This is a genomic window from Clostridium sp. 1001283B150225_161107_B6, from assembly GCF_015556325.1.
GTDB lineage: Bacteria > Bacillota > Clostridia > Lachnospirales > Lachnospiraceae > Enterocloster.
This window is the reverse complement of the sequence record NZ_JADNMD010000018.1, coordinates 81,158-103,012: the sequence shown is the minus strand read 5'-3', so window position 1 is coordinate 103,012 and position 21,855 is coordinate 81,158. Positions and strand designations below refer to the sequence as shown.

The window sequence follows — 21,855 nt, the reverse complement described above, 5'->3', positions numbered from 1 at the left end:
AATCCGCCGATTACTGTTCCAGCCTTTTTATTTTTCAGCTGTACCTCCGCCTGTAGGAATTCTGAATATAATAATGCAGGAGGACCGGCCTTAACTGAAATGTTTCCAGAACCCTGCTCCGGTGTGGAAACGCCCAAAACCAAAATCCACGGTAAAGGCCAGCCATTCCCGGACCATGTAATGAGGCAACAGGATACCGGAGAAGGGGGCTGCAATCCCCGTCACATGCTCCCCGCCTGCGGCCCGGGCTGTCACCACGGCCCGGAACACATGGAAGTTGCTGGTTACAATGCCCACCCGTTTGTCTGTTCCACCTATGAGTTCATAGCTGTTCTTTATATTTTCCGCCGTTGTGGTGGAGTGTTCCTCCTTCACAAGCCGGTATGGGGCGATTCCCTCCGCCTCCATAAGACGGGCCATGCACTCTGCCTCAGTTATGGCCTCCCCAGGTCCCTGACCTCCGGAAAGCACTGCTTTGGCACCCGGGTTTTCCTCAAGATACCGGATGGCTGTCTCTGTCCTGGAGCGCAGGGCCGGACTGGGCTCCTCCCCATACACACCGGCTCCCAGCACAATCAGATAGTCTAACCCCGCTGTCCCCTTTGACATGACACCGGAAAAAACCAGCGCCTCCACTGCGCAAAAATACAGAACCGCCGCCAGAAACAAAGCGCCTGCAGCACGCCTGCTCCATCTGTGTCTGAACCAGGTCCGTCCCTGTCTCTTCATCCGCCAATCCAGAAAACCGGCTGCTGTGAGCAGAATTCCCACTGCCATCCAAATCCAAAACGCGGACAGGCGGTAACTCCTAAGGATTCCGCCCAGAATATAATAAACCATACAGAGACTTCCGGCAGCCATAAGGCATATGGATTTTATGTTGCGCTGCGTTCTTCCTTCTCTCTTCATTCATTCCTCCCCTGTTCAATATCACCTCTTTCGTACCACAAACCAGCGCTAAATACAATAGCTTTACGGAAATTGTAAGTTTTAACCGCCGCTTTACCTGTTCCGTATTATCATAAACCATGCCCCCATGCCAGAAGCAGCTCCACGTCCTCTGCGATTCCCCTGCAATCATCCGCTGTCTCCATGCCATATTCCACTACCAGGTCAGCCTCAGGCGTATATTCCCTGGCCCATGTCAGAAAGCTGCGGACATCCAGGGTTCCGTCACTGATTCGCCTGTGGCTGTCGTGTATCCCGTCATTGTTATGAACATGGTATGCCAGAATCTGCCCCCGGAGGCGCTCCATGACACGGCGCAGGTTCCAGCCATTGGCATGGGCGTGGCCGATGTCTATGAGTACCGGGTAATGTTCCCCCTGGCACAGGGAAACAAATTCCTCCTCGTCCAGCAGCATGTTGTTCCGGTCCATGACCCCTGCATTCTCCACGGCCACCGGTATTCCAAAGCTGAAAAACAGCTCATCCACCCTGCGGTAATTCATGCAGGAATCCCGAAGCATCCTCTCCTTATCCCCAACCGCACAGTTATTGTGATGGAATACCATATAGCGGCTGTTCAGTTTCCTGCAATAATAAAGGGTCTGTTTCACCAGTTCCATAGTATCCCCATACTCCGGGGTTCCCTGGGGAGCTGAATGCTCCGCCTTGTAATAGGGACCGTGAAAGCTGATGGGAACGCGGCTCAGAACACCCATGCTTTCCTCCAGAAGAGGAGCAAATGTCTCCCGGTGGAACATGGGAAATACCTCCACCCCCACCCTTCCCTTCCACGTTTCCACATAGGGCAGAATTCTCTTAAACTCCTCTGCCTTATACATATTGGTACTGATGAGCAAAGCCATTGGTGTTCTCTCCCTTCTTCCCTGCGCCTTTTTGGACAATATATGGCTCTTTGGCAGCCCTGAGCTGTTCAGGATAGCCCAAAGATACCTGGGTCGCCCTGTCAAAGAGATGAATTCTGTCAAAATCAGGCCGGATGAAGACCATCTCCCCCGGAGCCGGGATATCCCCCTCGCTCACAGCAATGAACTCCATATTATCCACCTGCACATATACGCCGTACCGGTTGCCGTAATCCTCCACGTACCTTACAATTCCCTCCAGGGTGTTGTCCTGGTGCCTGCGCATCAAAGCCATGTGCTCCGGCCGGATTCCAAGAAACAGGCGGCCGGACTCATTGCGGGAGGCCAGTCCTGACCACATGTCCGGCAGCCATACAACCTGTCTTCCAATCACCAGCGTTCCCTTTGTATAGGATGCCTCCACAATATTCATGGAAGGGGAACCAATAAACCTGGCGGTAAATACATTGGCGGGGCGGTTGTATACATTGGACGGGGTATCCAGCATCTGCATTTTCCCTTCATGCATCAGGGCAATACGCTGCCCCACGGTCATGGCCTCAATCTGGTCATGGGTTACATAAATCATGGTCTGACGGTACATCTCATGGATTTTCACCAGTTCCTTCCTGGCCCTCAGCCTCAGCTGGGCATCCAGATTGGAAAGGGGCTCATCCAGCAGGAAATAATCCGAACGCTTTACCACTGCCCTGGCCAGGGCAACCCTCTGGCGCTGGCCGCCGGAAAGGTCCTTTGGCCTGCGCTCCTCCAGTCCCTTCAAATCCAGCATATCCAGAACCTCCGAAAGCCTGGTCTTTATCTCCTGCGGATTCATCCTGTGGGCCTTTAAGCCGTAAATAATGTTATCCTTCACCGTCATGTGAGGAAACAGGGCGTAGTTCTGGAATACCATGGACACATTCCGCTCCCCGCAGGGCACATGGTTTACCAGGCGGCCGTCCATATACAGGTTTCCTCCGCTGAGCTTCTCCAGGCCCGCAATCATCCGCAGGGTGGTGGACTTGCCGCAGCCGGATGGTCCTAACAGTATCAGGCGCTCTCCTTCCCTGATTTCCATATTTAAATCCTTCACAATTACATTTTTATCATACGCCTTAACCACATGGTCGAATACTATGTTTTTCATTTCTTTCTCCTTATTTGATGCCCTTAACCTTTGATGCCCGACATGGCAAAGGTATTGATGATATACCGCTGGAACAGGATGTACAGACCCAGAGGTATAATCATGGTCATGACAGAAACAGCCATAGCTATGGTAAACTCCGTCCCTCCCTCTGCGCTTATATACATCTGCAGGGCCAGGGACAGGGTATAATTCTCCTTGCTTTTCAGTATGAGAACCGGCCACACATATTCATTCCAGGAATTGATGAAGAAAATAATTCCCGTGGAAATAATGGAAGGCCGTACCAATGGGATGATGATATCCCTCATGATTTTTAGATTCTTCACATTTTCCATCCTGGCCGCCTCAATAAGCGCCCTGGGGATTCCCCGCATGGACTGGCGCAAAAGGAAGATTCCCAGCACATCCGCCAGCTGGGGCAGGGCCACACCCCATATCTTATCACTGAGACCCATTCCGGAAATCATCAGATAGTTAGGAATCATGGTAACGGTAAAAGGAATAAACATGGTGGCCAGCATGATGAAGTACAGGATTCCCTTGCCCTTAAAATCAAAATACACAAAGGAATAGGCTGCAAACAGGCTGGTGACGGTCTTAAAAACAGTTACAGTGGCAGCAATCAAAAAGGTGTTCATTGTTATCCTTAAAAAAGGCAGCCTGCTGAATACATGGATGTAATTCTGCACCGTGGGCCTGGCCGGAATAATCTGGAACACTGTATTAAAGGCGTCCTGCATGGTCTTAAAGGAGTTGGACACGGCAAATACAATGGGCATCAGGAGAAGGAACACGGCGCACAGGAGAAGCAGGTGCCACCCTGGCTGCATTTCTTTAATTTTCATAATATACCCCCTTTTCCACAAACCGGAATTCCAGAAGCAGCAGTGCGATGAACAGCACCATGGTAATCACCGACACGGCTGACGAGGTGCCGGTGCGGTACAGGGTAAACGCCTCATGGTAGGACATGTATATCAGGTTGGAGCTGGCGTAGTTGGGACCGCCCTGGGTCACTACCTTGATGGGAGTGAACACATACTGAAGTCCCTGTACGATGGTGGTGATAAACACGTAGATTCCGGTGGCCGAGCTCATGGGAACCACCATGTCCCGGAATATTTTCCACAGAGGAATATTGTCCAGCCTGGCCGCCTCAATGACCTCTGAGGATACCCCCGACACACCGGCCAGGATGATAATAAAATTATAGCCGAATACCTTCCAGGAGGTGATTACGCTCAGCACCGCAATGACCCACCCCTCTGTCTTTGACCAGAAGGGAAGGGACAGGCCAACGTATTTGAGCACCAGGGCCGCCGGGCCTGAAATCGGATTCAGAATCCAGATATACAGAATGGACCCCACCACCAGAGATATGACGCTGGGCAGGAAAAACACTGCCTTATAAAAGCCCTGTCCCTTCCTAATCACCGCCGACAGGATAAAGGAAAGAATGTAGGGCAGAACAAAATTCAATACCAGCAGCACAAGGATATAGACAACCGTATTGCCTGCAATCTTCCAGGAATTCGGGTCCTTAAAAATAGCCGTATAGTTGGCCAGCCCCACAAACTTCTTCACCGGCTTCACCATATTCCACTCAAAAAAGCTGAGATAGATTGTATAAAACAATGGATAAAACATGAATACTGCAAACACTGCCAGGGATGGCACAAGGAAGAGGTATCCCAGTAATGTCTGCTTTTTTTCTTCCTGATTCAATCTGCTTTTACCTCCATAAAGAGACAGGTACCCCCATATGTATTCCGGGGATACCCGCTCCGATTTATTGTAAATGGCTGTATGCCGGCCCGTTACTGTACTGCCAGCAGCTGGTTGATGGCATCCTGTGCTGCCTTCATGCCCTGCTCTGCCGTCACCTGTCCGCCCAGAATCTGGTCCCTCATATCAAGGAGCATCTGCTCTGCCTGAAGGCCTGCATCTCCCGGAAACGCGGTCCAGGGTACCACTCCGTCCATCTGTTCAATGGCTGCGTTCATCATCTTGTTTTCAGCCAGAAATGTCTTAAGTCCGTTCTCAGCCTCAGCCACATCCTTTCTGGGCGGCACATAGCCGGTCCCCTCTGTCCAGGCTGCCATAGACTCCACGCTGTAGAGGAACTTTTCAAATTCCCACGCTGCCTTGACCTGGTCGTCGCCCTGGGCCGTGATGGCCAGGAAGCATCCGCCTGCCGGAACCATGCGCTCCCTGTCATTCCACAGAGGGGACTTTACGGTTGCAACGTCAAACTGCGCGCCCTTCTGCACGGAAGCCCTTCTGGCGATGGTGGTGTAGAGCATGGCGCAGTTGCCGTCAATAAAGCTCTGGCATCCCTCCTCCCAGGAGATATGTAAGGCTGTCTGGTCCTTCACCATGTCAGCCATCAGCTGCATGGCCGCAATTGCGTCCTCCGTGGCAAAGGCAGCCTCCTTTTTGCCCTCTGCATTGGCAATCAGCATCTTTGCGCCGCTGCTCTCAATCAGTCCCTGCTGCGCCCAGAAATCCGCAGGCTCCTGCATATAAAAGCCGTACTTTCCGGTCTTTTCCTTAATGGTCTTTGCAAACTCCCTGACCTCCTGCCAGGTAGCCGGGCCTTCTTCCGGAAGTCCTGCCTCCCTTAAAATATCCTTATTGATATAAAGCACCGGATTGCTTAAGGAATAAGGAATGCCCACCTGTGAGCCTTCGCTGTTTACGGCCAGCCCCAGTACATTGGGAAGGAATTTGTCCTTTAGGAAACCGGCATCCTCCTTATCGAACCTGTCGATGGCATCCTGAGGGGACACATAGGAAAAGTTATTGGAAAAGTAATCCAGAAACGCCCAGCCAATCTGCACCAGCGCCGGGGAACGGCCCGCGGCAGCCTCTGCCTGAAGGTTCTGCATCAGCCCCTTATACATGTCCGGATTGTACTTTGCCACTACCTGGATATGGTCGTTGCTTTCGTTAAACTGCTTAACCAGCTCGTCTACCACCAATCCTCCCTGGGTTTCTGCATTGCAGTGCCAGTATTCGATAACTGTCTTTCCATCGGATGAGCTGTTTCCATCCGCACCGGTTCCTGTTCCGTTCCCGGCCTGGTTTCCCGCCTCTGCTCCGGCCTGTGCCGGGGATGAGCCTGCGGCGTCCTGGGTGCTGCTTCCCGTTGCGGCCGCGCCGCAGCCGGATAATACAGCCATTGCAGCTGCCAGGACCAGTGCTGTCATTGATTTCACACTTCTTTTCATTTCTCCGTTTCCTCCTAATCATTCCGTGGTATGTCCTTAATCTTAAAGATTGAATGTAAATTCCGGAAGATGAATTCTGTAAAATCTTTGCAAGGATTTGGAAAACAGCTGGAAGCAACATAAATGCACAAATCAAAAGAGGGCTGCGTCACCACCCAAATCAGGTGCCGCAGCCCTCTTACTCTATTCATTGCATCAGTCCTCAGCCCAGCCTGTGTATAAACAGCCCGCTCCGAAGCTTTGGCTCAAACCAGGTGGACTTGGGAGGCATGAGAAGACCTGCGTCAGCCACTGATAACAGTTCTTCTATGGAAGTGGGATACATGGAAAAGGCCACTTCCATGTCCTCATGCACCCTGCGTTCCAATTCCTTAAGCCCTCTGATTCCTCCGATAAAATCAACCCGCTTATCAACCCTTGGGTCCCCGATTCCCAGAACCGGTCCCAGAAGCTGGTCCTGAAGGATGGACACATCCAGTCCCTTCACCGGGTCGCTGCTCTCAAACTCAGGCTTTATCCTGAGGCTGTACCATGTATCCCCAAGGAACATGCCGAACGTGCCTTTTTCACTTGGCCCGGACGCAGCCTCCCCGGATTCTTTGCATTCAGTAAGCTCAAAGCGCTCTGAGACAGCAGCCAGGAACGCATCCTGACCCAGACCGTTTAAATCCTTCACTACCCGGTTGTAGGGCAGAATCTTCAGCTCCTCGTCAGGAAACAATACGGACAGGAAGTAGTTGAAGGGTTCCCTTCCCGTATAATCCGGATTCTCTTCCCTCCGCTTAAGCCCCACCTTTACAGCCGACGCAGCCCTGTGGTGGCCGTCTGCAATGTAGGTGGCCGGTATAGCCGCAAATGCATCCTCCACAGCCTGCACCAGGTTCCTGGCGCCAATCATCCATACCCTGTGGCGGATTCCGTCCTCTGACACGAAGTCATACAGAGGCGCATCCTCCTTCACCCGGGCCACCAGGTCCTTCAGTTCCTGGTTCTGCCTGTAAGCCAGGAAAATGGGGCCTGTGTGGGCGTTGGTGGTATCCACATGGCGGATACGGTCCAGTTCCTTATCCTCCCTGGTATTCTCATGTTTCTTCACCACACCGCCCACATAATCATCAATGGAACAGCAGGCCACAATGCCGGTCTGGCTCCTGCCCTCCATGGTGAGTTCATAGAGATAGTAATTTTCCTCAGGATCCGTCACATAGACCCCTTCCTCAATCTGACAGTCCAGCAGTTCCCTGGCCTTGTCATAGACGCGGCTGTCATAGGTGTCCACATCATCCGCAAACTGAGTCTCGGCCCGGTCAATGTTCAGGAAGGAAAGGGGATTTCCCTTCACGGCCTCACAGGCCTCCTTCCGGTTATACACGTCATAAGGCAGGGCCGCTACCCTGGCAGCCTTATCCGCCGACGGCCTGATACAAATAAATGGTTTTACAACTGCCATCTTTTCTCTCCTGTCTGAAATCCGTTTGTCACAACCCATGCCCGTTCATATCCGGACCGCGGTTATTTCACCACACGCACCCTGAGTACGCCTTTGATGGTGTTCAGTTTCTGGATGGTGGAATCCTCTGCCTTGTGTTCCAAATCCAGAAGTGTGTACGCATACTTATCCCGGCTCTTATTGGTCATGTCGGAAATGTTCATGCCCTGTTCCGCCAGGATTGCCGTAATCTGTCCAATCATATTGGGAATATTCATATGAAGCACAGCCACCCGGCATTCTGCCTGGCACATGCCCATGTCACAGGAGGGAAAGTTGACGGAGTTCTTGATGTTGCCGTTTTCCAGGTAATCGGTCAGCTCCTTCACCGCCATAATGGCGCAGTTGTCCTCAGACTCCTTTGTGGAAGCGCCCAGATGGGGAAGCAGGATGACCCTTTCCATGTTGGCAACCTTTGGATTGGGGAAATCGCTGACATAATAGCGCACCTTACCTGCATCCAGGGCAGCCGCCATATCGTCGTCATTGACCAGGGTATCCCTGGAGAAGTTTAGGATTACAACCCCATCCTTCATGATAGCCAGTTTTTCCTTGTTAATCATTCCCCTGGTGGAATCCATAAGGGGCACATGGATAGTGATATAATCGCATTCCTGGAAAATGATGTCCGCATTGGTAATATGCTTTACATTTCTGGACAGTCTCCAGGCTGCATTAATCGAAATATACGGGTCATATCCGTATACCTCCATTCCCAGATGGGTGGCTGCATTGGCAACCTCTGCGCCGATGGCTCCCAGGCCGATGACGCCCAGCTTCTTGCCCTTAATCTCACAGCCCGCAAATGCCTTCTTGCTCTTCTCTGTATCCTTGGTGATGTTGTCATCCTCCGCATTGGCCTTGCACCACTCGATGCCGCCCACAATGTCACGGGATGCCATGAGCATACCTGCAATCACCAGCTCCTTTACGCCGTTGGCATTGGCTCCCGGTGTATTGAATACAACGATACCCTTCTGCGCGCAGGTATCCAGCGGAATATTGTTGACACCGGCGCCCGCGCGGCCCACTGCCAGCAGGTTTTCCGGAAGCTCCGTATCATGCATGGAAGCGCTGCGCACCAGAACAGCGTCAGCCTCCGCCATGTTGTCTGTCATCTCGTAGCTGGCCGGAAACAACTCCGTGCCGCACTTTGCAATCGGGTTCAAGCAATGAATTTTTTTCATAATCAACCAACTCTCCTCTATTTTCCCAAGACTTTTATTTCCTGTGCTTCTTCTCGAAGTCAGCCATGAATTCCACCAGCTTCTCCACGCCCTCCGCAGGCATTGCATTATAGATGCTGGCGCGCATGCCGCCCACGGTCCTGTGTCCCTTCAGATTTTCAAAGCCTGCTGCCTTTGACTCCTTCACGAACAGGGCATCCAGTTCCTCATCTCCTGTCACGAAGGGCACGTTCATCAGGGAACGGTCCTTCTTAACCACAGTCCCCTTAAACAACCGGCTTTCATCCAGGAAATCATAGAGGATTTTAGCTTTCTTTTCGTTGTATTCCTTCATGGCTTCAAGGCCGCCTCTGGCCTTCAGCCACTTGAATACCTTTCCGCACATATAAATACCGTATGTAGGCGGTGTATTGTACAGTGACTCCGCGTCCGCATGGGTCTTGTAGCGGAGCATGGTGGGGGTTTGGGGCAGCACATCCTCTGTCACCAGGTCCTCCCTCACAATCACGATAACGGTTCCCGCCGGTCCCACATTCTTCTGGGCGCCTGCGAAAATCAGGCCGTATTTTGTCACATCCACAGGCTCGGACAAGAAACATGAGGACTGGTCAGCCACCAGAAGCTTTCCCTTTGTGTTGGGAAGATTCCAGTACTTGGTGCCGTAAATAGTGTTGTTCTCACAGATATACACGTAGTCTGCATCCTCGGATACAGGCAGGTCGGAGCAGTCCGGAATATAGCTGAAGGTCTTGTCAGAACTGGATGCAATGGCATTGGCCTTTCCGTAAATGCCGCCCTCCTGGTAAGCCTTCTTAGCCCACTGTCCGGTAAGGATGTAATCCGCCACCTTATTCTTCATCAGGTTCATGGGCACCATGGCAAACTGCTGGGATGCGCCTCCCTGAAGGAACAGCACCTTATAATTATCCGGAATATGTAAAAGAACCCGCAGGTCTGATTCAGCTTCCTTTATGATGGTGTCATAGGCCTTTGACCGGTGACTCATCTCCATCACTGACATTCCTGTTCCCCTGTAATCCAGCATTTCTGCTGCGGCTTCCTTCAGAACGTCCTCCGGCAAAACAGCCGGTCCTGCTGAAAAATTGTAAACTCTGCTCATCTCGCTCTCCTCCTTAAATGGTTGTACTTGCTGCACATATCCTCTTTAATATATATACACAGAGGACTCCTCCATATGCGGAACCAGGCACAATATCACGCCATACCGCATACAGAGAAGTCACCTGACTGTATACTACATCGTATATCTGTCCCACCTGTCCAGGCACTTTATCAAGCTAATCTGATAACGCAGCCAAGATATTAAAGACTACTATACACTGTTTTTAATTAATTTTCAAGTCCGTATCGTCAAAAGCATCTGCAATCGGCGCACCCGGCGATACCATGGGGAATACCTTATCATCGCAGCTAATCTGACAGTCAATGACCACAGGTATGTTTAACGAGATAGCCTCCCTGAGCACAGGCTCCAGCTCCTCCTTCTGGGTCACGCGGTAAGCCCTGGCTCCCATAGCCTCTGCTATCTTCACAAAGTCCACTGAGTCATTCAGTATGGTCTGGGAATAGCGCTTGCCGTAAAACAGGGTCTGCCACTGGCGTACCATGCCCAGCACATGATTGTTTACAATGACCTCCACCACCGGGATATTGTACCGGGTGGCCGTTGCAATTTCATTCATGTTCATGCGGAAACACCCGTCTCCGGCAATATTGATAACCGTCTTGTCCCTGCATCCCATCTTTGCGCCGATGGCAGCGCCCAGGCCGTATCCCATGGTTCCCAGTCCTCCCGAAGTGAGGAGGGTGCGGGGCTGGCGGTACTGGTAGTACTGGGCCGCCCACATCTGATGCTGTCCCACCTCGGTGACAATGACTGCGTCCCCTCCGGTCACCTCATTGATGGTCTGTACAATGAACGGTCCTGTGAGCACATTCTTATCATAGCGCAGGGGATACATATCCTTCATTCGCTCAATGTGGGCAATCCACTCGTCGTGGTTCACCGGGTCCAGCCTGGCGTTGAGCTTGCGCAGGATAACCTTTACGTCGCCGATGATACTGGCGTCCACCTTAATATTCTTGTTAATCTCAGCCGGGTCAATATCCAGCTGGAGAATCTTTGCATTCTTTGCAAACTTGGAGGCATTGCCGGTCACACGGTCGCTGAACCTGGCACCCACCACAATCAGCAAGTCGGCCTCGGTTATGCCGAAGTTGGAGGTCTTGGTGCCGTGCATGCCCACCATGCCTGTGTACAGCTCATCGGCCCCGTCAAAAGCACCCTTTCCCATAAGGCTGTCTGCCACCGGCGCCTGAATCTTATGGGCAAATGCCCTCAGTTCGTCGGATGCATTGGACAGCACAGCGCCGCCGCCGACAAAGATAAAGGGCTTTGCTGCCTTTCGTATCATCTCCACAGCCCGGTCCATATCCTGCTCTGTGATGGTGTCGCTCTGACGCACGATTTCCTCCGGTACCTGCTTCTCATACTCACAGAGCGCAGCTGTCACATCCTTGGTGATATCCACCAGCACAGGACCCGGACGTCCTGTCTGGGCTATGGTAAAGGCCCTGCGGATTACCTTTGCCAGACGGTTCACATCCTTGACAATGAAATTATACTTTGTAATGGGCATGGTCACGCCCGTAATATCGATTTCCTGGAAACTGTCCTTGCCCAGCAGGCTGTTGGTCACGTTACAGGTAATGGCCACCACGGGCACGGAATCCATATAAGCGGTAGCGATACCTGTCACCAGGTTGGTCGCGCCGGGACCGGATGTGGCCAGGCACACGCCCACCTTGCCGGTGGCCCTTGCGTAGCCGTCAGCTGCATGGGAAGCCCCCTGCTCATGGGATGTCAGGATGTGGGTGATTTCATCCTGGTGCTGGTACAATGCATCATATATATTCAGGATAGCGCCGCCCGGATAACCGAAAACGGTGTCCACACCCTGTTCCTTCAAACATTCAACTACAATCTCTGCCCCCGTCAATTTGCTCATATATACTGCACTCCTTTTCTTCATGTTATTTCATGATGCGCGGCCCTGCCGGCACTGCCGGACAGCCCGGTACCACTGGCCGCGAAACCTATTTTACCTGCAGCACAGCTCCCTTGTCAGCGGAAGTAACCAGGGAAGCATATCTTGCCAGGTAGCCGGTGGTAACCTGCGGTGTGCGCGGCTGCCACCTGGCCTTCCTGGCTGCCATCTCCTGGTCGGATACCAGCACGTCCAGCTTATGATTGTCTATATCAATGGAGATGATATCCCCTTCTTCCACCAGGGCAATGGGTCCGCCCACCGCTGCCTCAGGTGAGGCGTGGCCGATGGAAGCGCCTCTGGAAGCGCCGGAGAAACGTCCGTCCGTAATCAGGGCAACCGAGGAACCCAGTCCCATACCTGCAATGGCTGAGGTTGGATTTAACATCTCCCTCATGCCCGGGCCTCCCTTAGGCCCTTCGTAGCGGATGACCACCACATCCCCTGCCACAATCCTGCCGCCCTTAATGGCGTCAATGGCGTCCTCCTCGCAGTCAAATACCCTGGCCGGTCCCTCATGCTTCAGCATCTCAGGCGCAACCGCAGAGCGTTTCACCACTGCGGAGTCCGGGGCCAGATTGCCCTTTAAGATGGCAATGCCGCCGGTCTGGCTGTATGGATTCTCCGCCGGACGGATGACCTCCGGGTTCTTGTTGACGCAGTCCTTTATATTCTCTCCCACGGTTCTTCCCGTGACAGTCATGCAGTCCAGGTTCAGAAGTCCCTTCTTGCTGATTTCCTTCATTACCGCATATATTCCCCCTGCCTCGTTTAAATCCTCTATGTAGGTGGGTCCTGCCGGCGCCAGATGGCACAGGTTGGGGGTTCTCGCGCTGATTTCATTGGCAATATCCACATTCAGCTCCACGCCTGCCTCATGGGCAATGGCCGGAAGATGAAGCATGCTGTTGGTGGAGCATCCCAATGCCATATCCATGGTCAGGGCATTCATAAATGCTTCCTTTGTCATGATATCCCTGGGGCGTATGTTTTTCTCATACATCTCCATCACCTTCATGCCTGCATGTTTAGCCAGCTTGATGCGCTCGGAATAAACAGCGGGAATCGTGCCATTTCCCTTAAGTCCCATGCCCAGGACCTCGGTAAGACAATTCATGCTGTTGGCCGTATACATACCGGAACAGGAACCGCAGGTAGGACATGCCTTTGCCTCAAACTCCTTCACGTCCTCCTCTGACATATTGCCAGCCGCATAGGCGCCCACTGCCTCAAACATACTGGAAAGACTGGTCTTGTGCCCCTTCACATGGCCGGCCAGCATGGGACCGCCGCTTACAAACACGGTCGGCACATTAATCCTGGCCGCAGCCATCAGCAGCCCAGGAACATTTTTATCACAGTTCGGAACCATGACCAGGGCGTCAAACTGATGGGCCAGGGCCATGCACTCCGTTGAATCCGCAATCAAATCCCTGGTTACAAGGGAATACTTCATACCAATGTGTCCCATGGCAATACCGTCGCAGACAGCAATGGCCGGAAACACCACCGGAGTACCGCCGGCCATGGCAACGCCCAGCTTCACTGCATCCACAATCTTATCCAGGTTCATGTGCCCCGGAACTATCTCATTATAGGAACTAACTATACCCACCAGAGGCTTCCTCATCTCTTCCTCTGTCATACCAAGCGCATTAAACAGGGACCTGTGGGGCGCCTGCTGCATACCTGTCTTAACTGCATCACTTTTCATGTCCTATCCCCTTTCATCTAAATCCAAATTATCCAATCTGTTCCGCAATCAAATCACCCATTTTACAGGTTCCCACCTTGGTGCATCCCTCCGACATGATGTCGCCGGTGCGGTATCCCTGGGTCAGCACTGCCTGCACTGCCTTCTCAACCGCATCCGCCTCACGGTCCAAATCAAAGGAATAGCGGAGCAGCATGGCGGCTGAAAGAATGGTGGCAATGGGATTTGCCATATCCTTGCCCGCAATATCAGGCGCAGAGCCATGGCTTGGCTCATAGAGGCCGAATTTGCTCTCATTCATGCTGGCGGAGGACAGCATTCCGATGGAGCCTGTAATCATGCTGGCCTCATCTGAAAGGATGTCCCCAAACATGTTCTCCGTGAGAATCACATCAAACTGTCCGGGATTCATAACCAGCTGCATGGCGCAGTTATCCACCAGCATATGCGACAGCTCCACCTCCGGATAATCCCCGGCCACTTCCTCCACTACCTTCCTCCATAACCTGGAAGAATCAAGGACATTCGCCTTATCCACGCTGGTCACCTTCTTCCTGCGCTTCATGGCTATGTCAAAGGCCTTAATGGCAATCCTTCTGATTTCATTTTCATTATATGTAAGGGTATCCACGGCTGTCATGACGCCGTCCACTTCCCTGGTATACCTGTCCCCAAAGTAAAGGCCGCCCGTAAGCTCCCTCATGATGACCATATCAAAGCCATCCCCTATAATCTCCTTCTTCAGGGGGCATGCCTGCGCCAGCTCCTTATAGAGATACGCCGGCCTGATATTGGCAAACAGCCCCAGCCCCTTGCGGATAGCCAGAAGCCCTGCCTCCGGCCTGAGATTAGGCGCCACATCGTACCACCGAGAGTTGCCCACATCTCCGCCAACCGCTCCCAGAAGCACTGCATCGCTCTTCCCGGCTGTCTCCAGTGCCTCCTCTGTCAGCGGAACCCCATAGGCGTCAATGGAGCATCCCCCCATCAGAATCTCCGTATAGCCGAACGAATGGCCGTACACCTTTCCCACCCGGTCCAGCACCTTCCTGGCCTCTCTCACAATCTCCGGTCCAATCCCATCACCTGGAATCACAGTCACATTATAATCCATGTTGCATATCTCCCCTATCTTCTATTCTTTATGGTTATATCTACCCATAGTAATATAATTTCTTTCAATCATATATCATTTGAAAAGGTATTTCAACCTTTCCAGCGGAATTTCGCCATAGTGGAATATACAAGTTTGGAATTATTATCATAAACAAAAGTTATGGGGCAACGGTTCCCCCTGCCCTTACACCTCCCGAATCAGACAATACTGTTTCAGCTCAAAGTGCTTCTCCAATACTCCGAAAACCTTAAACCCAAAGTGTTCATACAGCGGCACATTATCCGGATTATGAGTCTCCAGGGATATCATAAGCTTGTGCTGGTCAGCATACCGGATGACCTCATCCAGCAGCAGGGCGGCCAGGCCGTGGTGCTGCATATCCGGCCGGACAGCCAGATAGATAATGTGAATCCGTTCCGTTCGGTGGAGCTGGGCCGTCCATCTGGAGTTGAGATAATCCTTGCCCAGCATGAATTTCCACAGGGTCTTAAGGCTGGGGTCCTCCTTAATCAGGAACTCATCGGTCCGCAGGGAAGCCCATGCCTCTGCCAGGTAATAGGTCAGAGGGTTATAGGGCTCTGATTCATCGGAAACAACCAGCAGGGAATTCATCTCAGGGCTGTCCGAGTATATCTCGCAGGTTTCGTAGAATTCTGTCAGGTCACAGGCAAACAGCTCCGGCAGAAGCCGTCTGCGTATCTCCTCATCCGGAATCAGTTTACAGTATAATGGGTCGTGTTCAAAACACCCGGTCAGAAGTTCCTCCAATCTGGGCAAATCCTCCTCCTTGACCCGGTATAATTGTGGGCTTTCCATCTCTCAGTTACTCCTCCTGTATTTTAATCTCATTTGTATATAACTTTCCTGCCGCGTATTATGCCCCGGCTCCGCGCCCAGCCGTAATAAGACCTGCATCCGCCAGCTGTGCCGCCTGCCCTATGGCCTCCAGAAGCTTATAGGCGGATGCAGTCATATACCGTATGTCATCCTCATAACAGCCAAGCTGGTCCTGCCGCGCCCTGACAAGGGCTGCGTATTCTTCCTGTGTATCCGTCTTTCCATGCAGCGCCTTGGCCTTCAGGCTCTCAACCAGGCCAAACAGGTTCTGGTGATGGACAATCCTTCCCATCCCCCATTTCAGACGGCCCGGAGGCTGGTTCAGGACGTATTCCGTAAAATAGGTATAGACTTCCTCATCAAACAGAAATGCATAACGGTTGTTGTCTATGGTATACACAGCCTCCAGTGCGCCGCTCAAATCATGATTTTCAAGGCAGGCAATGGCCCTGTCCATGGCCCTTACATTTTCCTGGACAGCCTGCTGCGGAAAGAGCACGTCATCGTGCCAGCTCAGCCGCACAAAGTAATCCTGTTCCTTTTTAAAGATGCGAAGAAGCGCCCGGTTCAGGGGCGCGCACCCGGCTGCCAGTTTCAGGGCTGCTGCTTCCTCTCCCCGGTCCAGCAGACAGCCGTATGCGCGGTTGATTTCCCGTATTCTTCCATACAGCGCATTTCCTGCGGCCGACGCCTGCTCCAGCGCGGAAAACAGCCCGGTCCGGTCTGCTTCTGACCCAGGGCAGGCATTGCTGTCAACGCTGCGCCCGGCCCCCTCAAACAGCCCTGAGAAATTCATAGGCACCGCGGCTGTCCTGTCAAAAGCAAGGACAAGACCGGCATACATCTCATGATGGAACCGGTACACCGGTTCCTGATAAAAATTCTCATTGTCGTACTGGGAATGGTAATGCGTCTCCATGAATTCCCCTGAGCTGAAATCGTTGACCATGGAGGGTATCCCGCCAATGGCCATGGAGAAATCATCGGACCAGGTCTGTATGGGACTCAGCACTTCCACTCCTCCGGGGTATGGCTGGCAGGTCAGGGAACCTGCCGTTCCATCCTGTGCTTTTGTGCTCCCATTTATTCCCATACGCTTTAAAAAGTCCTCCAGAAAATCCGCATATTCATACACGCACCGCACAGCATCCTTCCTGCCATGGGCATGGGCCGGCAGTTCAAAGTTCAGGTCCGCAATAACCTTTCCCGCCCAGTCGGGCCTGGCTGTAAATACCTGCTCATAGGCGCCGGTGGACCAGTCGTATTTGGAATTCACCACGCCCCATTCCTCTGCCGCCATAGCGCAGAATATAAGGGTCTTCCTGGGCTTATAGCCTGATTGCAGCACGGCCCTGGCTATGCCCAGCATCATGGCCACCGCAGCGTTGTCGTCCTGAAATCCGCTGAAATAGGAGTCGTAATGGGCTGTCAGAAGAATCATTCCCTCCTCCGGCCCGGGTATGGTTCCTATAATGTTATACGTCTCCTGGTCCCTCAGCACCGTAGATGAGGCGTCCAGGCGCACCTGCACCTGGTTTTCCCTTCCCATGGCCGCCTTCAGCACAGCAGCGTCCGCACGGGACATGGAAAAGGCGGGCGCATCTGCAGGCCCCGCTATGTCCTGGGCGTTAAGGGCTGTGTCGTGTATCTCCCCATATCCCTGTTCCTGGACCGCAATCAGGGCGGCAGCCCCCTTCAGCCGGGCCTGGTACACGGGATAATTAATCCACCACTCATCCCTCTGGTTGATATCAATGAGAACCAGCTTTCCTGCCGCATCCACATTCCTGTAATCCGCCGCAGTACCCTTTCCCAGGTATACCAGGCTGAATTCCCGGAATCCGCCGGTATGAAAATCCGTCTGGTAAGCCCCTAACTGGAACTCATAGTCCCTGCCCTCACGGTCCGTAAACTGCATCACCGCCTTCTCAAACTCCCAGCTGTCCACAGTTATCCTGTCCTTGTGTACATCCGCAAGTCCCAGGGACTTCATCTCCCGGACCAGCATCTCCCCTGTCTCAAACTCTGCCCCGGACCCGGCGGTTCTGTATCCCAGCACCGGATTGGTCCGGTACTGCTCCATCCGCCTGGCCAGGCAGTAGGAGTACCCGGTGTCTGTCTCCCTGCGTATACGCTCTCTCCATTCTTCCTCATTCACCACGCATCACCTCAATCACCTCAAAAATAGCTGTAGGAGTACATTCCTATACTCCTACAGCGCCATATCTTCCATGTTCAGTTGTTTTACTGGTTAATCTTTGCCCCGTCTTCCCCTACCAGATAGGCATCCGGCGTCAGACAGTTGGTCAGCATCTCTCCGTTGTCAGCACAGTAGTACTCCTTACCGTCCCACTGTACCCATCCGGTCGCCATGTAGCCCTCAGCGTCAAAGAAATACCACTTATCGCCTATCTGCTGCCAGCTGCTGACCGGATAGCTGCCGTCTGCATTGCGGTACCACCATCTTCCGTTCTCAACGGCCTGTACCCATTCCCCGTTTCCTCCCGTGGGATTCTCCCTGAATTGAGCCGCCTTTTCCTCCGGTATGTAGGTGCTGGGAGATTCCGTCCAGTTTCCCTTTTCCTTGCTGTCAAATTTGCTGACAGGCCGCACCCTGACTGTGTAGGCTGTATTGCCCTTCTGCAGGCGCTCACGGCAGTTGCACGTATTTGTGTTCACCGTCATGACAGCTCCCACCGCCTTGTCGTCCCTGTACACGCGTACCTCATAGCTTCCCGCTGCCGGTATGGCATCCCAGGCGGCTATTCCCTCCTCTGTAAGGACCACATTGGCCAAATCATGAAGGGAGGTGTTCAGGGCCTGGAGCTCCACCTCCATCAGCAGGGTGGTGCTGGAATCCTCCCGCTTGGAGTTTTTAAACTCAGCTCCGCCCTTTATGGTCACCTTATCCTTTGGAAGGGACTGGAAATAATAATCATCGTTGGCTGTCAGGGTAATCTGAATTCTGGGAATGGTATCCTCCCGCCATTCCACATCGTCATTCAGAATGTCGTAGCCATCCACAGAGTACTTATTACTGCTGGTCTCAATCTCTATCTGCTCGTCTCCGAAATCCGTATCCGGCTTTATCTCAGCTTTTATGGTCAGGTTTATGGACTTAATGGGCTTACGGCTGGCGCCGTATGCAGGAAACACCATCAGGGCGGCCAATACTCCTGCTGCGGCCACCATTAAATTCCGCTTCATGTGCAGCATATTACATTTCCTCCTTTTCCGTTCCTATATAACCCTACTTTATCCAGTTTTACCTGCTGTGTCAATATACATTTCCTTAAGATTCCATGGAGACTTCCGGTCAATCCCAGCCCTTCATTTTACCTGCCAGGACCTGATACTGCTGCTGCATCTCATGGTATTTATCCAGGATAGGCCGTGAGCGCAGTCTGACCGCTTCCATGATGGAATCGTAATTCTCCACAAACATGGATACAATGACTGCATCTATCAGGCCCTTTCCCGCCATATCCTCCAGGACGGACACTGTCTTTTCCTTTGAAAATGCATCCTTATAGCTTCTGGTTCCTGTCAGGGCGCTTATGATATCAGCCACCGCCACAATCCTCTGGAGCGTATCCAGGGACTCAGCCGCCAAGCCCTGGGGGTAACCGGAACCATCCAGCTTCTCATGGTGGCGCAGGGCAATATTCTTTACCCTCTCAGACACACTGGCCCCCAGTATATGCCCGGTCAAATCCACATGGGTCCTCATGACCCTCATGGCCTGAGGGCTCAGCTTACCCGGATATTCCAGTATCTCCACCGGAATTCCTATTTTCCCCAGGTCATGGAGTATGGCGCCGCAGGTCACATCCCTGACCTCATCGTCGCTGTCCAGGATACGGACCGCCAGTTCCTTGCTGATGACCGTGGTGGTGATGGTATGGGTCACTGTATGGGGGCTTCTGAAGTCAATAACATAGGTCAGCATCCGCAGAAGCGCCTTGCGCTCATCCTCTGAAAAAGGCTCTTCTTCCATGGCGCGGTCAAACTGGGCAGACACTTCTTCGGGCAGGCAGTAATCCTGGCCCTGGACAGCCAGACGGTCCAGGACTTCCGGTCCCAGGCGCCTGAACAATTCAGCCGCCCTGGGGCTGTAGGACAGCCCTTCCTGCCTTCTCAAAAATTCCACGAACCGCTGGTACCCGCCTGTGTATCCCGATGACCCAAAGTAAATGTCCGCCCGGTCGGCCAGATTGATGATTTGGGCTGCCTCCCTGATTCTCTCAGGCACATCCTCCAGCTTTCTCAGCCGGTTCCAGGGCATATGGTGATACAGGATGACGGAAGCCCAATCCCCAAAGGGGGTAAAATAATGGAAAAACAGATATCCGTAAATGGAATGATTCCATACTTCCTTTGTCTCAAACTCCACCATCCTGTCGATTTCGTCGGTTTTATATGCGCCGATATCATGAAGAGCAGCGAGAATCAACAGGTTCCTTGCCTCCAGCGGCGTATAGGAGCCGTCCTCCTTCAGCATCTGGAACACCAGATAGGAAACACGCGCTCCATGTCCAATCAGTCTTGGGTCCACCAGATTAAAGGCCCTTCTTGCAATATTAATCAAATCCTTGTTGCCCACAGGCAGGGAATATTCCGGCATAATAACTCCTTTTCACACACTCCAGCTTATAATTCTCTGCCTTTTATTTTCACATAAAGCCTGCCATAAATCAAGTCCAAACCAGCTCCATTGCAAAAGGGAATGTTTACTCTCATTCCCACTTAAAATACCGGAGGGAAATCCCGCTGCACACCAGGAAGCACACTGCCATGTACAGACAGGATTTCCACACGTCCTCCGCCGGCTGCCCCAGGGAAACAGCCTTCAGCAGCTTGACGGCCTGGGTCAGGGGAAGGATATCTGCAACCCGCTGCAGGGCAGGCGGCATCACCTCATAGGGCAGGGTGGTGCCGGACAGGGCCAGCATGGGAAAATACAATAGGCTTGCCGCAATGCCTGCAGTCTTCACATCCCGCGCAACGCCCCCCACCATTATGCCTATGCTGAATACAGACAGCATGACAAACAGGAACACAGCCATGTATGCCGCCGCCGAGCCTGCAAAGTGCGCTCCGAAAAACAGGACTGAAGCCATATAAACCAGCACCAGGGCCGCCAGGGAGTAGACTGCATAGACCGCTGCCTGGACTGCCAGAAGCAGGGCCGGGCTGGCTGGCGTTACCTGATACCGCTTCAGTATCTTCTTCTGCCTGTATTCCGAAATCACCAGGGGCAGCCCCATAACGCCGCCTGCGCAGACCGCTATGGTGGTGACAGCCCCAAAGGATTGCTCCAGGAACGTATATCCTGCCCCCGGATAGGCAGGCTTACTGCCATAAATAATTCCCAAAAGCGAAATGATAACCAGGGGCATGCAGAGAGCAAATATAACCATATCCATACCCCTGACGGATAGTTTCAGCTCTGTTTTCAATATAGTATAAAACCGTTTCATCTGTTTTCCTCCTGTGTCCACCACAAATACGCATCTTCCAGGTTGCTATAAGGACTGTTGTCCACTGCCTCCTTAACGGTTCCCTCAAAGGCAAAATTTCCGTCCTTTAAGATACCGATTCGGTCACAGAGCATTTCCACCTCGTCCATGAAATGGGATACCAGGCATATGGTAAGGCCCTGTTCCTTCATTTCCAAAAGGCATTTCCAGACCTCCCTGCGGGATTTTGTGTCCAGCCCCGTTGTCAGCTCATCCAGGAACACCGCCCTGGGACCTGGTATAAGTGCCAGAATAATAAAAAGCTTCTGTTTCTGTCCGCCTGACAGCTGGCCAACCATGGCGCCGGCCTTATCCTCCAGATTAAACTGCCGCAGCAACTCCCGGTAATCCGCTGTTTTCTCATACAGGCAGGCAGTCTCCTCACAAAGCTCTCTTACCTTGATTCGGTCCGGATAATTTGCCTCCTGGAACTGCACCCCCACCTGTTCGAACAGCTGTCTGCGCTCCTTCACAGGGTCAAAACCCAGTATCCGGACCGTTCCCGCATCAGCCCTCCTGGTTCCCAGCATACATTCCACAGCCGTACTCTTTCCTGAGCCATTGGCCCCCAGCAGTCCATATACCTGGCCCGGCCTGATTGTAAGGCTCAGGTTCTCAATTACCTTTTTACCGGAATAGGACTTGCTCAGTCCTGAAACCGTCACCGCTTCTTCACAGCCAGCAGTATTCCCATCCTTCCATTGTTGTGCCTGATTCATCATTTTTCCGCCTC

18 protein-coding genes are annotated in these 21,855 nt (G+C 52.6%); all 18 read right to left on the bottom strand.

Features of this window, described 5'->3' with window-relative positions; genetic code table 11:
• Positions 1 to 90: 90 nt before the first annotated feature.
• A complete protein-coding gene (locus I2H39_RS27285) occupies positions 91 to 909 on the bottom strand; it encodes a YdcF family protein (protein ID WP_195627999.1) in 819 nt (272 codons plus the stop codon).
• A 110-nt stretch (positions 910 to 1,019) separates the two neighbouring features.
• A complete protein-coding gene (locus I2H39_RS27280) occupies positions 1,020 to 1,811 on the bottom strand; it encodes a TIM barrel protein (RefSeq protein ID WP_138306892.1) in 792 nt (263 codons plus the stop codon).
• Positions 1,780 to 2,958 carry an ABC transporter ATP-binding protein gene (locus I2H39_RS27275; protein ID WP_138306891.1) on the bottom strand — a complete coding sequence of 393 codons (1,179 nt, stop codon included), beginning with the start codon at positions 2,956 to 2,958 and terminating at the stop codon, positions 1,780 to 1,782. The genes I2H39_RS27280 and I2H39_RS27275 overlap by 32 nt, the downstream gene beginning before the upstream one ends.
• A gap of 23 nt (positions 2,959 to 2,981) precedes the next feature.
• The gene (locus tag I2H39_RS27270) at positions 2,982 to 3,806 is read right to left on the bottom strand and encodes a carbohydrate ABC transporter permease (protein ID WP_138306890.1); all 825 of its coding nucleotides are present in this window, start codon (positions 3,804 to 3,806) and stop codon (positions 2,982 to 2,984) included.
• A complete protein-coding gene (locus I2H39_RS27265) occupies positions 3,796 to 4,686 on the bottom strand; it encodes a sugar ABC transporter permease (RefSeq protein WP_178332272.1) in 891 nt (296 codons plus the stop codon). Before I2H39_RS27265 ends, I2H39_RS27270 begins: the two co-directional genes overlap by 11 nt.
• A 92-nt stretch (positions 4,687 to 4,778) precedes the next feature.
• Positions 4,779 to 6,191, bottom strand: a complete 1,413-nt coding sequence (locus tag I2H39_RS27260) for an ABC transporter substrate-binding protein (RefSeq protein WP_138306888.1) — start codon at positions 6,189 to 6,191, stop codon at positions 4,779 to 4,781.
• 202 nt (positions 6,192 to 6,393) lie between these two features.
• Positions 6,394 to 7,641 (bottom strand): DUF1015 family protein, encoded by a 1,248-nt coding sequence (locus I2H39_RS27255; RefSeq protein ID WP_195627998.1) that lies wholly within the window; start codon positions 7,639 to 7,641, stop codon positions 6,394 to 6,396.
• A 62-nt stretch (positions 7,642 to 7,703) separates the two neighbouring features.
• Entirely contained in the window at positions 7,704 to 8,867 is a 1,164-nt protein-coding gene (locus I2H39_RS27250) for a phosphoglycerate dehydrogenase (RefSeq protein WP_195627997.1), read from the bottom strand.
• A 34-nt stretch (positions 8,868 to 8,901) separates the two neighbouring features.
• On the bottom strand, positions 8,902 to 9,987 hold the full coding sequence (serC, locus tag I2H39_RS27245) for a 3-phosphoserine/phosphohydroxythreonine transaminase (RefSeq protein WP_195627996.1): 1,086 nt from the start codon (positions 9,985 to 9,987) through the stop codon (positions 8,902 to 8,904).
• Positions 9,988 to 10,213: 226 nt separating this feature from the next.
• Complete coding sequence (ilvB, locus tag I2H39_RS27240) at positions 10,214 to 11,896, bottom strand: biosynthetic-type acetolactate synthase large subunit (RefSeq protein ID WP_138306884.1); 1,683 nt, start codon at positions 11,894 to 11,896, stop codon at positions 10,214 to 10,216.
• A gap of 88 nt (positions 11,897 to 11,984) precedes the next feature.
• Positions 11,985 to 13,649 (bottom strand): dihydroxy-acid dehydratase, encoded by a 1,665-nt coding sequence (gene ilvD / locus I2H39_RS27235; RefSeq protein ID WP_138306883.1) that lies wholly within the window; start codon positions 13,647 to 13,649, stop codon positions 11,985 to 11,987.
• A gap of 28 nt (positions 13,650 to 13,677) precedes the next feature.
• A complete protein-coding gene (gene leuB / locus I2H39_RS27230) occupies positions 13,678 to 14,763 on the bottom strand; it encodes a 3-isopropylmalate dehydrogenase (RefSeq protein ID WP_138306882.1) in 1,086 nt (361 codons plus the stop codon).
• A 186-nt stretch (positions 14,764 to 14,949) separates the two neighbouring features.
• Complete coding sequence (locus I2H39_RS27225; protein WP_138306881.1) at positions 14,950 to 15,582, bottom strand: GNAT family N-acetyltransferase; 633 nt, start codon at positions 15,580 to 15,582, stop codon at positions 14,950 to 14,952.
• A 58-nt stretch (positions 15,583 to 15,640) separates the two neighbouring features.
• On the bottom strand, positions 15,641 to 17,761 hold the full coding sequence (locus I2H39_RS27220) for a M28 family peptidase (protein WP_195627995.1): 2,121 nt from the start codon (positions 17,759 to 17,761) through the stop codon (positions 15,641 to 15,643).
• A gap of 86 nt (positions 17,762 to 17,847) precedes the next feature.
• Entirely contained in the window at positions 17,848 to 18,819 is a 972-nt protein-coding gene (locus I2H39_RS27215) for a hypothetical protein (protein WP_138306879.1), read from the bottom strand.
• A 100-nt stretch (positions 18,820 to 18,919) separates the two neighbouring features.
• Entirely contained in the window at positions 18,920 to 20,227 is a 1,308-nt protein-coding gene (locus tag I2H39_RS27210; RefSeq protein WP_138306878.1) for an HD domain-containing phosphohydrolase, read from the bottom strand.
• Between the two features lie 112 nt (positions 20,228 to 20,339).
• Complete coding sequence (locus I2H39_RS27205) at positions 20,340 to 21,083, bottom strand: ABC transporter permease (RefSeq protein ID WP_138306877.1); 744 nt, start codon at positions 21,081 to 21,083, stop codon at positions 20,340 to 20,342.
• Positions 21,080 to 21,841, bottom strand: a complete 762-nt coding sequence (locus I2H39_RS27200; RefSeq protein ID WP_347708612.1) for an ABC transporter ATP-binding protein — start codon at positions 21,839 to 21,841, stop codon at positions 21,080 to 21,082. Before I2H39_RS27200 ends, I2H39_RS27205 begins: the two co-directional genes overlap by 4 nt.
• Positions 21,842 to 21,855: the final 14 nt, after the last annotated feature.

Excerpts from the sequence above, each read along its gene's own strand:
- I2H39_RS27255 (WP_195627998.1), bottom strand. The coding sequence starts at position 7,641 with ATGGCAGTTGTAAAACCATTTATTTGTATCAGGCCGTCGGCGGATAAG.
- I2H39_RS27210 (WP_138306878.1), bottom strand. The coding sequence starts at position 20,227 with ATGCCGGAATATTCCCTGCCTGTGGGCAACAAGGATTTGATTAATATT.
- I2H39_RS27225 (WP_138306881.1), bottom strand. The coding sequence starts at position 15,582 with ATGGAAAGCCCACAATTATACCGGGTCAAGGAGGAGGATTTGCCCAGA.
- I2H39_RS27275 (WP_138306891.1), bottom strand. The coding sequence starts at position 2,958 with ATGAAAAACATAGTATTCGACCATGTGGTTAAGGCGTATGATAAAAAT.
- leuB (WP_138306882.1), bottom strand. The coding sequence starts at position 14,763 with ATGGATTATAATGTGACTGTGATTCCAGGTGATGGGATTGGACCGGAG.
- I2H39_RS27215 (WP_138306879.1), bottom strand. The coding sequence starts at position 18,819 with ATGCTGCACATGAAGCGGAATTTAATGGTGGCCGCAGCAGGAGTATTG.
- I2H39_RS27280 (WP_138306892.1), bottom strand. The coding sequence starts at position 1,811 with ATGGCTTTGCTCATCAGTACCAATATGTATAAGGCAGAGGAGTTTAAG.
- I2H39_RS27285 (WP_195627999.1), bottom strand. The coding sequence starts at position 909 with ATGAAGAGAGAAGGAAGAACGCAGCGCAACATAAAATCCATATGCCTT.
- I2H39_RS27205 (WP_138306877.1), bottom strand. The coding sequence starts at position 21,083 with ATGAAACGGTTTTATACTATATTGAAAACAGAGCTGAAACTATCCGTC.
- serC (WP_195627996.1), bottom strand. The coding sequence starts at position 9,987 with ATGAGCAGAGTTTACAATTTTTCAGCAGGACCGGCTGTTTTGCCGGAG.
- I2H39_RS27200 (WP_347708612.1), bottom strand. The coding sequence starts at position 21,841 with ATGAATCAGGCACAACAATGGAAGGATGGGAATACTGCTGGCTGTGAA.
- I2H39_RS27260 (WP_138306888.1), bottom strand. The coding sequence starts at position 6,191 with ATGAAAAGAAGTGTGAAATCAATGACAGCACTGGTCCTGGCAGCTGCA.
- I2H39_RS27270 (WP_138306890.1), bottom strand. The coding sequence starts at position 3,806 with ATGAAAATTAAAGAAATGCAGCCAGGGTGGCACCTGCTTCTCCTGTGC.
- I2H39_RS27250 (WP_195627997.1), bottom strand. The coding sequence starts at position 8,867 with ATGAAAAAAATTCATTGCTTGAACCCGATTGCAAAGTGCGGCACGGAG.
- ilvD (WP_138306883.1), bottom strand. The coding sequence starts at position 13,649 with ATGAAAAGTGATGCAGTTAAGACAGGTATGCAGCAGGCGCCCCACAGG.
- ilvB (WP_138306884.1), bottom strand. The coding sequence starts at position 11,896 with ATGAGCAAATTGACGGGGGCAGAGATTGTAGTTGAATGTTTGAAGGAA.